This is a genomic window from Lichenicola sp. (assembly GCF_965198575.1).
In the GTDB taxonomy this organism is placed as follows: Bacteria; Pseudomonadota; Alphaproteobacteria; order Acetobacterales; family Acetobacteraceae; genus Lichenicola.
Window position 1 is genome coordinate 1393078 of record NZ_OZ240671.1, and the last position, 12435, is coordinate 1405512.

10 protein-coding genes are annotated in these 12435 nt (G+C 69.6%); 8 read left to right on the top strand and 2 right to left on the bottom strand.

The window, feature by feature from the left end; all coding sequences use genetic code 11:
• Together mtaB and dapF are read right to left on the bottom strand one after the other, a co-directional pair.
• Complete coding sequence (mtaB, locus tag ACOEQ2_RS06550) at window positions 1-1251, bottom strand: tRNA (N(6)-L-threonylcarbamoyladenosine(37)-C(2))-methylthiotransferase MtaB (RefSeq protein WP_419730576.1); 1251 nt, start codon at window positions 1249-1251, stop codon at window positions 1-3.
• Window positions 1248-2051 carry a diaminopimelate epimerase gene (gene dapF, locus ACOEQ2_RS06555; RefSeq protein ID WP_419730577.1) on the bottom strand — a complete coding sequence of 268 codons (804 nt, stop codon included), beginning with the start codon at window positions 2049-2051 and terminating at the stop codon, window positions 1248-1250. The genes mtaB and dapF overlap by 4 nt, the downstream gene beginning before the upstream one ends.
• A 73-nt stretch (window positions 2052-2124) precedes the next feature.
• On the opposite strand from dapF, the gene ACOEQ2_RS06560 reads away from it, so the two are divergent.
• From ACOEQ2_RS06560 to ACOEQ2_RS06595, 8 genes are all read left to right on the top strand, one after another.
• Window positions 2125-3534, top strand: a complete 1410-nt coding sequence (locus ACOEQ2_RS06560) for an FAD-binding oxidoreductase (RefSeq protein ID WP_419730578.1) — start codon at window positions 2125-2127, stop codon at window positions 3532-3534.
• Window positions 3535-3605: 71 nt separating this feature from the next.
• Complete coding sequence (locus ACOEQ2_RS06565; protein ID WP_419730579.1) at window positions 3606-3965, top strand: DUF305 domain-containing protein; 360 nt, start codon at window positions 3606-3608, stop codon at window positions 3963-3965.
• Between the two features lie 62 nt (window positions 3966-4027).
• Window positions 4028-5614 carry an amidase gene (locus ACOEQ2_RS06570; protein WP_419730580.1) on the top strand — a complete coding sequence of 529 codons (1587 nt, stop codon included), beginning with the start codon at window positions 4028-4030 and terminating at the stop codon, window positions 5612-5614.
• A 113-nt stretch (window positions 5615-5727) separates the two neighbouring features.
• Window positions 5728-5940, top strand: coding sequence for a hypothetical protein (locus ACOEQ2_RS06575; protein ID WP_419730581.1), 213 nt, complete (start codon window positions 5728-5730; stop codon window positions 5938-5940).
• 213 nt (window positions 5941-6153) lie between these two features.
• Window positions 6154-8016, top strand: a complete 1863-nt coding sequence (locus ACOEQ2_RS06580) for a DEAD/DEAH box helicase (RefSeq protein WP_419730582.1) — start codon at window positions 6154-6156, stop codon at window positions 8014-8016.
• A gap of 143 nt (window positions 8017-8159) precedes the next feature.
• Window positions 8160-8486 (top strand): response regulator, encoded by a 327-nt coding sequence (locus ACOEQ2_RS06585; protein ID WP_419730583.1) that lies wholly within the window; start codon window positions 8160-8162, stop codon window positions 8484-8486.
• Between the two features lie 393 nt (window positions 8487-8879).
• Window positions 8880-12017 (top strand): CheR family methyltransferase, encoded by a 3138-nt coding sequence (locus tag ACOEQ2_RS06590; RefSeq protein WP_419730584.1) that lies wholly within the window; start codon window positions 8880-8882, stop codon window positions 12015-12017.
• Between the two features lie 7 nt (window positions 12018-12024).
• Complete coding sequence (locus ACOEQ2_RS06595; protein ID WP_419730585.1) at window positions 12025-12420, top strand: response regulator; 396 nt, start codon at window positions 12025-12027, stop codon at window positions 12418-12420.
• Window positions 12421-12435 lie beyond the last annotated feature (15 nt).

Genomic DNA, 12435 nt, shown 5'->3' on the forward strand with positions numbered 1-12435 from the left:
TCAGATCCTTACTGCCTGGAGGCCGGTGCCCGCCTGCGCCAGCACCCGCGCTGCCACCACCTGGCCAGGTTCGCCGGCCGGCTGCTCGAAACGCACCGGTGCGAACTGCTCGGAATGGCCGCCGGTGGGAGTCTCCAGCAGCACCCGCGCCTCGGTGCCGACGAAGCCCTGGTGGAACGCCCGGGCGCTCAGCGTGCCGGCCTCGCGCAGCCGTGCCGCACGTTCCCGCCGGACTGCCACCGGAACCGCCGGCATCCGGGCCGCGGGGGTGCCGGGGCGCTCGCTGTACGGGAACACGTGCAGATACGGCAACTCGTGGGTGCGCACGAAGCCGAGGGTCTCCTCGAACAGCGCGTCGTCCTCGGTCGGGAAGCCCGCGATCAGGTCGGCGCCGAAGCCGATGCCCGGCCGCAGCCGGCGTGCGCGCTCCACCACGCGGGCGGCGTCGTCGGTCAGATGCCGGCGCTTCATGCGCTTCAGCACCAGGTCGGAACCGGCCTGCAGCGACAGGTGCAGATGCGGCATCAGGCGTTCCTCGTGCTCGATCAGCTGCCAGAGGTCGGCGTCGATCTCCACCGGATCGAGCGAGGACAGCCGCAACCGCTCGAGGCCCGGAACCAGTGCCAGCAGCCGCCGGGCAAGCTGGCCGAGTGCGGGACGGCCGGGCAGGTCGCCGCCATAGGAGGTGATGTCGACGCCGGTCAGCACCACCTCGCGGTAGCCGGCATCGACCAGCGCGCGGACCTGGTCGACCACCACGCCGATCGGCACCGAGCGCGACGGCCCGCGACCGAACGGGATGATGCAGAAGGTGCAGCGATGGTCGCAGCCCTGCTGCACCTGCACGAAGGCGCGGGATCGGCCGACGAACTCGGTCACCAGATGCGCCGCCGTCTCGCGCGCCGCCATGATGTCCGACACCGCGTCGCCGGAGCCGAGTGCGGTCTCCGTCCAGCTCGCCGCCTGCAGCTTCTCCTCGTTGCCGAGGACGCGCACGACGCCGGGCAGCGTGGTCCATGCGGCCGGATCGAGCTGTGCCGCGCACCCGGTGACGACGATGCGGGCGTCCGGACGGTCGCGATGCGCGCGACGCACCGCCTGCCGCGCCTGGCGCTCGGCCTCGGATGTGACGGCACAGGTGTTGACGATGATGACGTCGGCGAGGCCGCTCGCATGGGCGCGCATGACTTCGCTCTCCCAGGTGTTGAGCCGGCAGCCGAAGGTCAGGATGTCGGGCGCAGCGCCGGTCATGGCAGCTCGACCTGGCCGGTGAACGACACGATTGCGGGGCCGGTCATCCGGACGTGGCCGAAATCGTCCCACGCGATGACGAGCTCGCCGCCGGGCATCTCGACCGTGACGCGCCGGTCGGTCAGGTTGCGCCGCACCGCGTTCACCACGGCCGCACAGGCGCCGGACCCGCAGGCCGGCGTCAGGCCGGCCCCGCGCTCCCAGACGACGAGCCGCATCCGGTCGCGTGACAGGATCTGCGCGAAGCCGATATTGGCGCGCTCGGGGAATAGCGGGTCGGTCTCCAGGTCGGGGCCGGCGCGGGCGGGATCGAGATCGACGTCGAAGAACGTGGCGTGCGGGTTGCCCATCGAGCAGGCGGCCGGGTCACCGCCGATCGGCAGATGCAGCGTGTCGACCTGGTGCGCCAGCGGGACCTGGCGCCATTCGAGCCCGGGCTGGCCCATGTCGACGGTGACCTCGCCGTCGGCCAGCACCTCGGCGGTGAGCAGGCCGGCGTCGGTGCGGATGCGCAGATCGGCGCGGGGGTTGTCGTGCGCCAGCAGCGAGGCGACGCACCGGGTGGCGTTGCCGCAGGCGCCGGACTCGCTGCCGTCGGCGTTGAAGAAGCGCACCCGCACGGTATCGTCGGAGCCGGGATCGGGGGCCTGCAGCAGCACGAGTTGGTCGCAGCCGATACCGGTGCGGCGATCGGCGAGGCGCGCGATGGCGGCCGGTTCCAGCCCGAGCGGCCGGACGCGCTCGTCCAGCACGACGAAATCGTTGCCTGCCCCGTGCATCTTGTGGAAGTCGATCAGCATGGCGGCTCCTATAAAGGATGCGGCATCGCGATGCGAAGAGTTGGGGAGCGGCCGGACGATGGACCAGCATGGAATGACAGCCGTGGCGGGCGCAGCACACACCCGGCGCGCGCTGCCCGAGGCGCTCTGGACGGCATTGTCGGCGCGGTTCGGTGACCGGCTCGCGCGCAACGCCTCCGAACTCGAGCGGCACGGCCACGAGGAAAGCTGGCACCCCGGCGTACCGCCCGACGCTGTGGTGTTCGCCGAAAGCACAGCCGACGTCGCCGACCTGGTGCGGCTGTGCGCGCAAGCCCGCGTGCCGGTGGTGCCGTTCGGCGCCGGGACCTCGCTGGAGGGTCATGTCGCGGCGCTCGAGGGCGGCGTCAGCCTGGACCTGTCGCGGATGACTCGGGTCCTGGGCGTGCGGCCCGAGGACGGCGACTGCAGCATCGAGGCCGGCGTCACCCGCGCGCAGCTCAACACCCACCTGCGCGATCTCGGGCTGTTCTTTCCGGTCGATCCGGGTGCGCCGGCGACCATCGGCGGCATGGCGGCGACCCGGGCGTCGGGCACCAACGCGGTGCGCTACGGCACCATCCGCGACGTCGTGCTGTCGCTGGTCGCGGTGATGGCGGACGGCAGCGTGGTGCGCACCGGTGGCCGCGCGCGCAAATCGGCGGCCGGCTACGACCTGACCCGGCTGCTGATCGGCTCGGAGGGCACGCTCGGCATCATCACCGAGCTGTCGGTGCGGCTCTCGCCGATCCCGGAGACCATCGCCAGCGCCGTGGTGACGTTCCCCAGCGTGCAGTCGGCGGTGGAGTGCGTGATCGGGCTGATCCAGCTGTCGGTGCGGATGGCGCGGATCGAGTTCCTCGACGCCGCCGCGATCGACGCGGTGAACCGCTATTCCGGGCTCGACAACGAGACGGCGCCGACGCTGTTCCTCGAGTTCCACGGCAGCGAGGGCCAGGTCGCAGAGCAGGTCGCGACGGTGCAGGAGGCGGCGTTGGAGCATGGCGCCGGCCCATTGCACTGGGCGACGCTGGCCGAGGATCGGGCAAAGCTGTGGAAGGCGCGGCACGAGGCGTTGTGGGCGGTGAACGCCACCCGGCCCGGCTGCCGCAGCTGGACCACCGATGTATGCGTGCCGATCTCGCGGCTGGCCGAGTGCATCGTCGAGACCACCGCGGACATGCAGGCGCTGCCGTTCCGGGGCGCCATCGTCGGCCATGTCGGCGACGGCAATTTCCATTGCCTGCTGCCGCTCGATCCGGGCTCGGCGACGGAGCTCGAAGCGGCCCAACGCTTCAACGACCGGCTGGTCCGTCGGGCGATCGGCATGGACGGCACCTGCACCGGCGAGCACGGCATCGGCCACGGCAAGCTCGATTTCATGATGCTCGAGCATGGCGCCGGGGTGTCGGTGATGCGCGCGATCAAGCGGGCGCTCGATCCGGACGGCATCCTGAACCCGGGCAAGGTGCTGCCGGCGGAATAGGCTGGCCGCGGGGCCTTGCCGTTCGGGCATCGAGCCGGGAAACTACCGCAATCACTTCCGGACCGGACATCATGAAGCGCTCGCACTCGCTGCCCCGGATCATGCTGGCCGCCGGCCTGATGGGTGCACTGCTCTCGTCGCCCTGCCTTGCGGCGGAGGCGACGGCGCCTGGCGGTGCAGACCAGGCGATGATGGCCGGGATGAGCCGGATGCAGCAGCAGATGGCGGCGGCCCCGATGACCGGCGATGCCGACCACGATTTCGTCGCGATGATGACGCCGCACCATGCCGGCGCGATCGACATGGCGAAGGTGGAATTGCGCTACGGCCACGATCCGGAACTGCGCCGCATGGCGCGCGACATCATTGCCGCCCAACAGCGCGAGATCGTCCAGATGAACGCCTGGATGGCGGCACACCCGAACCGATGAGACACCGCCACATGCTGCCGACCGCCCGCGCCTTCGCCTTTCTCCTGGGAGCCTCAACACTCATGTCGAGCGAAACGACCCGCGCGGACCCGGCGCCGTACCCGATCGAGGGCCGCACGATGGCCGCCATCGAGGCCGACCTCGCCGCCGGGCGGGTAACGTCGGAGCAGCTGGTGCAGCTGTACAGCGCGCGCATCGCCGCAATCGATGCAGCAGGGCCGACGCTGCGGGCGGTACTCGAGATCAATCCGCGCGCGCTCGACGAGGCCCGCGCCAGCGACGCCAGGCACGGTCACGAGCCGGCCCGGCTGCTCGAGGGCATTCCGGTGCTGATCAAGGACAACATCGAGACCGCCGACCCGATGCCGACCACCGCTGGTTCGCTGGCGCTGGCGCAGAACGTGTCCGGTCGCGATGCACCGCTGGTGGCACGGCTGCGCGCGGCGGGCGCGGTCATTCTCGGCAAGACCAACCTGTCCGAGTGGGCGAACATGCGCGGCAGCCGCTCGGTCAGCGGCTGGAGCGGCGTCGGCGGTCTGACCCGCAACCCGTATTCGCTGGATCGCTCGGCCTGCGGCTCATCCTCGGGGAGCGGCGTTGCGGTGGCGGCCTCGCTGGCGCCGATCGCCATCGGCACCGAGACCGACGGCTCGGTCACCTGTCCGGCCTCGCTCAACGGCCTGGTCGGGCTGAAGCCGACGGTCGGGCTGGTGTCGCGCACCCACATCATCCCGATCTCGGTGAGCCAGGACACCGCCGGGCCGATGACCCGCAGCGTGACCGATGCCGCCCGCCTGCTCACCGTGATTGCCGGCAGCGACCCGGCCGATCCCGCGACCGCCGATGCCGACACGCACCGCATCGACTACACGACGGCGCTGGACGCGCACGCGCTGGCCGGCAAGCGGATCGGGGTGATGCGGTTCGCCGCCGGCTATCATCCCGAGCTGGACGCGGTGTTCGATCAGGCGCTCGGCGTGCTGCGCGCACAGGGCGCCACGCTGGTCGAGATCACCGATTTCCCGGGCATGGACACCATCGGCAACGACGAGCAGGCGGTGATGCTGACCGAGCTCAAGGCCGGGCTGAACGCCTACCTCGCCAGCACGCCGGCGGTGGTGAAGTACCGCACGCTGGCCGACCTGATCGCCTTCAACAACGCGCACCATGATCGCGAGCTCGGGCTGTTCGGGCAGGAGCAGTTCATCAAGGCCGAGGCGACCAAGGGCCTCGACGACCCGGCCTACATCACCGCGCGCGACACCGCACGGCGCATGGCCGGCCCCGAGGGCATCGACCGGCTGCTGGCCGCCGACCATCTCGACGCGCTGGTGGCGCCGACCGGTTCGCCGGCCTGGAAGATCGACACGATCGATGGCGATCACGACATGGGCAGCGCCAGCACCCTGCCGGCGGTGGCCGGGATGCCGCATCTGACGGTGCCGATGGGGCTGGTGTCCGGGCTGCCGGTCGGGCTGTCCTTCATCGGGCCGGCCTGGTCCGAGGGCAGGCTGCTGGGGTTCGGCTATGCGTTCGAGCAGGCGCATCCGGTGATGCCGACGCCGCACTATCCGCCGTCGATCGATGCCGTGCCGTCGGTGGAGGCGCTGCTGGTGCCGGTCGTCGGCGGGGCCTCTTCGAAGATGTGAACGAAACGAACAACTTGTGAACTGACCGGACCGCCACTTCGGGCTAGGCGAAATAGGCAGGGGACCCCGCGCGGCAGGCGAGCCGCGGGGCAGCACCCCGGGTGGCGAGGACGATGCAGCAGATATTGAGCTACCGCGATTGCCGGTATGTGGTGTGGCCGGAGACCGATCGCGCAAGAGCCTGGGTGATCTACCCGGAGGACGGTCCGGAGAGCGGCGCAGAACGCGGCACGGCGCGGAGCGAGGGGCTGCGTGGCTCCTTCAAAGTGGCGGTGCATACGGCCCAGGCGGCGATCGATCGCTGGCTGGCCGGGGCGCAGGGCTAGTTCCGAGCGGACCGGCAGGGCGGTTTCAAGCCAGCGCGGCAGGGCGATGCACGCGGGCGCGACGGGGCCATGCAGTCCCGGCATCGCGGTTTTGCTGGCTTTTGCGGTCGGGCCTCTCTATGTCCGCTCCCTCAACCCGATCGCATCCGCCCTCTCCCGAACCGCTGTTCTGCGGGGCGGTCGGCCGCGCGTCCCTGATGGATTGCCCCACGCATGCCTTTTCCCGCGACCCACCCGTCCCTCGCCAGTGCGCTGATCGCACGCGGCTACGAGGAGCCGACCCCGGTTCAGCAGGCCGTTCTGCAGCCGGAGACGGAGGGTCGCGACCTGCTGGTGTCGGCACAGACCGGCTCCGGCAAGACGGTCGCGTACGGGATCGCCGCCGCCCCGACCCTGCTCGGTGACGCCGAGCGCTTCGGCCGCGCGACCAAGCCGCTGGCCCTGGTGATCGCGCCGACCCGTGAGCTCGCGGTGCAGGTCCACAAGGAGCTCGCCTGGCTGTATGCGGATGCCGGCGCCCGCATCGTCGCCTGTATCGGCGGCATGGATGTGCGTCGCGAGGCGCGGGTGCTCGAGGGCGGTTGCCATATCGTTGTCGGCACCCCCGGGCGGCTATGCGACCACCTGTCGCGTGGGCGGCTCGACACCTCCGAGATGAAGGTCGTGGTGCTCGACGAGGCCGACGAGATGCTGGATCTCGGCTTCAAGGACGAGCTCGAGCAGATCCTGAACACGACTCCCACCGATCGCCGCACGCTGCTGTTCAGCGCCACCATCGCCCGCGAGATCGCCACGCTTGCGCGCAAGTACCAGCGCGACGCGCTGCGCATCGACACCGTGTCCGGCACCCGCCAGCACGCCGACATAGATTACCGCGCCGTGCTGGCAGCACCGCACGAGGCCGAGCATGCGGTGGTGAACGTGCTGCGCTGGTTCGAGAGCCCGACCGCTATGGTGTTCTGCTCGACCCGCGAGATGGTGCGCCACATGCACGGCAGCCTGCTCGAGCGCGGCTTCTCCTCCGTGGCGCTGTCCGGCGAGCTGAGCCAGGCCGAGCGCACCCGCGCGCTGGACGCGCTGCGTAGCGGTGGTGCGCGGGTATGCGTCGCGACCGACGTGGCGGCGCGCGGCATCGACCTGCCCGACCTGGGGCTGGTGATCCACGCCGCCCTGCCGACCGACAGCGCCACCCTGCTGCATCGCAGTGGTCGCACCGGACGCGCCGGGCGCAAGGGCACCTGCGTGCTGGTGGTGCCGGTGATGCGCCGTCGCAAGGCCGAGCAGCTGCTGGCCGGCGCCCGCGTGCAGGCACATTGGAGCGGGGCTCCGACCGCCGACGAGATCCGCACCCGCGATGGCGAGCGGCTGCTGGCCGACCCGATCCTGACCGAGGAATTCACCCCCGAGGACCAGGCGCTCGGCCAGGCTCTGCTGGCGGGTCGCACGCCGGAGGAGATCGCCGCTGCTCTGGTGCGGCTGTATCGCGCCAAGCTGCCGGACCCCGAGGAGATCCGCGCGATGTCGCCGGGTCCGGAGCGTCGCGTGCCGGCGGGCGACTATGCCGACCGGCCGGCGCGGGCGCCCCGAGCGGAGCGATCCGAGTATCAACGAGCGGAGCGGTCCGAGTATCAGCGTGCGGAGCGGTCCGAGCATTCGGGCGAGCCGCGGGCGCCCCGTGAGCCGCGCTCCGACGAGCCCAGCGTCTGGTACGGCATGCCGATCGGCCGCAACGACAAGGCCGATCCGAAATGGCTGGTGCCGTTGATCTGCCGTCTCGGCGGCGTGACCAAGCGCGACATCGGCGCCATCCGCATCTTCGACGGCGAGACTCGGTTCGAGATCAGCCAGTCCATGGCCGAGCGGTTCGCTGCCTGCATCGCCGCCACCGACGACGACGAGGTCACCATCTCGGCCAGCACGGCCCCGACCGCCGGCCCCTCGCCGCGTCCGCAAAGCCATGGCGCCGGCTATGCTCCGGCCAAGGGTGCGCCGGCACGTCGTGGTTCGGCTGGCGCCGCGAGCGATCGTCGACGTGCTCCCCCGAAGCTGAACTCGTCCCGCAAGCGGGCGTCGTAGCCGCATCCGGCGCCACGGCTACGTATCGTACCGGGAGATACGGAACGATACGTTGAGACTGGCGCTAGATGTCGTGCCGACCGTCGAGAGGCTTCCTTGTGTGCGTGCTGCTGGTTGAAGACGAACCCCTGATCCGCGAAATCATGTCGGAGTCCCTGCAGGACGCCGGCTATGAGGTTCTCGAGGTCGAGAACGGCGACATCGCGATGGCGTTGATGCAGCAGCCCCCGCGGCAATTCAGCCTGCTGGTGACCGACTTCCACATGCCGGGCACCGCCGACGGATCCCAGGTGGCGGCGCGTGTGCGGCAGCTGATCCCGGAGATCCCGGTCATCATCGCCTCGGGCCGGCCCGAGGCCTTGAAGGCGAGCGGGCAGAACGAGCTCGGCTACAGGCTGCTGAAGAAGCCCTATCTGCCGAGCGACCTCGTGCGGCTGGCGCGATCGCTGGTACACCCACCCGTCGGCTAGACATATCCGCGCGCTGCACCTTCCGATAAAGTGAGCGTGACCTGCTTCAGTGCGAGGCCGAACGCACTGGCGCCGGCAGGCGTTAAAATGAGACACAGGTCATTCCTGGCGTCGCCAGCCCTGCCATGGCGGGAAACTCCCGGAAAGGCCGCACGCTCTGCTTCCGATGGTCAAGCTGGCTGAACCCCTGCTCGAGCGCCCCGGTCAGTGAACCCTGATCACTCTCACGATTCACCCCTGGACGAAGCCACGGGTGGTGCGGGCATCGATCGGGAGCCGCCTTCGACCAACGACGAAAACCCTGCACCTTCCGGCCAGACAGCGCGGTTCCCGATCGTCGGTGTCGGCGCCTCGGCGGGTGGGATCGAGGCGCTCGAGGGTCTGTTTCGGGGATTGCCCGACAGGCCCGGGCTGGCGCTGGTGATCGTCACGCACCTCAACCCACAACGGGCCAGCGTGCTGCACGAGATCATCGCGCGCTACACCACGCTCGACGTGATGGTGGCCAGGGACGGGGCGCGGATCGACCCGGACACCGTGCATGTCCTGCCATCCGATGCTGTCCTCGGCATCCGGGAGGGCTGCCTGCAGGTCAGCCGGCCGATCGCCGGAACCCGCGAGCGCAAGCCGATCGACGTGTTCTTCAGCGCGCTGGCACTCGACCAGGCCGAATGGGCGGTCGGCATCGTGCTGTCCGGCGGCGACGGCGACGGTGCGCTGGGCGTCAAGGCGATCAAGGAACATGGCGGCCTGACCCTGGCGCAGGCAGCCGACAGTTACGGCCCGCAGCATCCCGACATGCCGCGCAGCGCCATCTCGACCGGCATGGTCGACCTGGCGGTTCCGGTGGAGGCTATGGGGGCCAAGCTTTCGGCGTTCGCGCGCAGCCTGCGCCCGGTCGGTGGGATCGCGTCGCTCCTGGACGATGTCGCGGACGACGCCCCGGGTGATGCCACGGCCGACGATGCCCCCTTGCTGGCGGCGCGGCACGACATCTGCGCGATCCTGCGCAGCGAGGTCGGCCACGATTTCGGCGGCTACAAGGTCAAGACGTTCCTGCGCCGGGTCCAGCGTCGCATGCAGATCGTCCAGATCCAGACGATCGCCGGATATGTGGAACGGCTGCGGCAGGACAGCCCCGAGGTCGAGGCGCTGTTCCGCGATCTCCTGATCAACGTGACCAACTTCTTCCGCGACGCCGAGGCGTTCGAGGTGCTGGCCGAGCAGGTCATCCCGAAGCTGTTCGAGGGCCGCAGCCCTGCCGATACCGTGCGCCTGTGGGTGCCCGGATGCGCCACCGGCGAGGAGGTGTTCTCGCTGGCGATCCTGGTGGTCGAGCACATCGAGACGCGCGCCGGCGGCAGCACCATGTCCGGCGCACTGGATGGGCCGTCGGGTCCGCGGGCGCCGCGGGTGCAGATCTTTGCCACCGACATCGACGAGAGCGCGCTGTCGATCGCGCGTGCGGCGCGCTATCCGGCGGCCCTGCTGGCGAACGTCTCGGCCGAGCGGCGGGAGAAGTATTTCGTGCTCGACGGCAGCAGCTACCTGCTGAACCGGGCGGTGCGGGATCTCTGCGTGTTCTCGCCGCACAGCGTCATCAGGGACCCGCCGTTTTCACACATCGACCTGATCTCCTGCCGGAACCTGCTGATCTATTTCGGCGCCGACGTGCAGAACCAGGTGATCCCGACATTCCACTACGCGCTTCGGCCGGGCGGCACGTTGTTCCTCGGCACATCGGAGAATATCGGCCAGTTCTCCGACCTGTTCGCCCCGATCGACAAGAAACAGCGGATCTTTCGCAGCCGCGGGCACAGCTCGGACTCGGTGCGGGTGCCGCTCACGTTGAACCCGCCGCGCCCGGGTCGCGCCGGGGAGACGGCGATACGGACCGGCTCCGGCGGCAGCATGGTGCTGCGCCAGGCGGTCGAGACGCAGGTGCTGGAGCGGTTCGCACCGGCGCATGTGGTGGTCAGCCGCGACGGCGACGTGGTGTTCTACTCGGCGCGCACCGGCAAGTATCTCGAGGCGGCGGCGGGCCAGCCCACGCGGCAGGTCCTCACCATGGCGCGCAAGGGGCTGCGGCTCGACCTGTATGCGGCGTTCCGCGAGGCGGTCGAGACCAACCGCACCATCCGGCGCGAGCGGCTCGCCGTGGAAGGCGACGATGGCCGGGTGCAGCGGGTCACGCTGACGGTCGATCCGTTGCGCGACCGGCCCGAGAGCGAGCCGCTGTTCGTGATCCTGTTCGAGGATGAGGGTCCGACGCAGAGCCGCGCAGAGGCGTTCGGCACCGCCGGGCCCCGCGACGATGGCGCCGCGATCCAGCTCGAGCGCGAACTGCACGACACCCGAGAGCGCCTGCAGGCGATGGTGGAGGAGTACGAAACCGCGATCGAGGAGTTGAAGTCCTCCAATGAGGAGCTCGTTTCGGTCAACGAGGAGGTGCAGTCGAGCAACGAGGAGCTCGAGGCGTCCAAGGAGGAGCTGCAGTCGCTGAACGAGGAGCTGCACACCGTCAATGCGCAGCTCACCGCCAAGATCGACGCGCTCGACCTCGCCCATAGCGACCTGCAGAACCTGTTCGACAGCGCCGACCAGCCAACCGTGTTCCTCGACCGCAAGCTGGTGATCCGGAGCTTCACGCCGTCGCTGACGCGGGTCTTCAACATCCTGCCCGGCGATCGCGGGCGGCCGATCACCGATCTCGCCAGCCGGCTGCATCTCCCGGGCTTCACCGACGATCTCGCCGTGGTCCTGGAGCACGGCCGGCCCGTCGAGCACCGGATCCAGCGCAGCTCCGAGCAGCAGTCCGGCCACGAGCTGGATGAGACGCACTATCTGATGCGGCTTTCGGCCTATCGCGACGTGCAGCACAAGGTCGAGGGCGTTGTCGTGACGTTCGTCGACATCACGACGCTGGCGCAGGCCGAATTGCGCCAGACGGTGCTGATCGCCGAGCTGCAGCACCGCACCCGCAACCTGCTGGCGATGGTGCAGGCGATCGCGCTGCAGACGCTCGGCAAGGGTGGCACGATCGAGAGCTACATGCACCGGCTCTCGGCGCTCGGCCGGGTCCAGGGCCTGATCAGCAAGGCCGCCAACAACGATGTCGGGCTGGGCGAGATCGTCCGCACGGAGCTCAACGCGCATGCGGCCGACGACGAGCGGGTGACCGTGTCGGGGCCGCCGGTCACGCTACGGCTGGAGCAGGTGCAGACCTTCGCGCTCGCCCTGCACGAGCTGGCGACGAACGCCCTGAAATACGGCGCGCTGACCGTGCCGTCCGGCCGCCTCGATATCGCCTGGTCGCTGCGTGACGACGGGCCCAAGGGGACGCAGCTGGTTCTCGACTGGCACGAGGAGGGTGTGGTGATCCCGCTCGAAGGCCGGGACAAGCGTGGCTACGGCCGGCAACTGATCGACCGCGCGTTGCGGTTCGCGCTCCGTGCCGAAACCCAATACTCGCTTCGTGATGACGGCATTTCGTGCCGAATTGTTATGCCATTGAAGAGTGACAGTGGATGATGCGGCAATGACCGGGAGCATTCGCCTACAGGATCGCAGGGTTCTCGTCGTCGAGGATGACTACCTCATCGGTGACGCCCTGTCGGAGATGCTGCAGAGCGTCGGTGCCGAGGTCGTGGGGCCGATCGGCTGGGCGGCCGAGGCACTGGCAACGGTGGAGGAGGCCGACTTCACGGTCGATATCGCGCTGCTGGACGTTGATCTGCATGGCGAGCGGTCCTACCGGATCGCGGACGCGTTGATGGCACGGGGCGTGCCGTTCGTGTTCACCACGGGCTATCATGGCGATGTCGTCGAGGCGCAATATCGCGGTTATCCGCGGTGCGAGAAGCCGTTGAGCGGCCGTATCCTGATCGAGACACTGGCCACCATGCTGGAAAAAAGCGACGTCGAGGTCGTCTGACCGGCAGTCGATGGT

Coding starts and splice junctions, on each gene's coding strand:
- dapF (WP_419730577.1), bottom strand. CDS start 2,051: ATGCTGATCGACTTCCACAAGATGCACGGGGCAGGCAACGATTTCGTC.
- mtaB (WP_419730576.1), bottom strand. CDS start 1,251: ATGACCGGCGCTGCGCCCGACATCCTGACCTTCGGCTGCCGGCTCAAC.
- ACOEQ2_RS06585 (WP_419730583.1), top strand. CDS start 8,160: ATGTCGGAGTCCCTGCAGGACGCCGGCTATGAGGTTCTCGAGGTCGAG.
- ACOEQ2_RS06560 (WP_419730578.1), top strand. CDS start 2,125: ATGACAGCCGTGGCGGGCGCAGCACACACCCGGCGCGCGCTGCCCGAG.
- ACOEQ2_RS06565 (WP_419730579.1), top strand. CDS start 3,606: ATGAAGCGCTCGCACTCGCTGCCCCGGATCATGCTGGCCGCCGGCCTG.
- ACOEQ2_RS06575 (WP_419730581.1), top strand. CDS start 5,728: ATGCAGCAGATATTGAGCTACCGCGATTGCCGGTATGTGGTGTGGCCG.
- ACOEQ2_RS06595 (WP_419730585.1), top strand. CDS start 12,025: ATGACCGGGAGCATTCGCCTACAGGATCGCAGGGTTCTCGTCGTCGAG.
- ACOEQ2_RS06580 (WP_419730582.1), top strand. CDS start 6,154: ATGCCTTTTCCCGCGACCCACCCGTCCCTCGCCAGTGCGCTGATCGCA.
- ACOEQ2_RS06570 (WP_419730580.1), top strand. CDS start 4,028: ATGTCGAGCGAAACGACCCGCGCGGACCCGGCGCCGTACCCGATCGAG.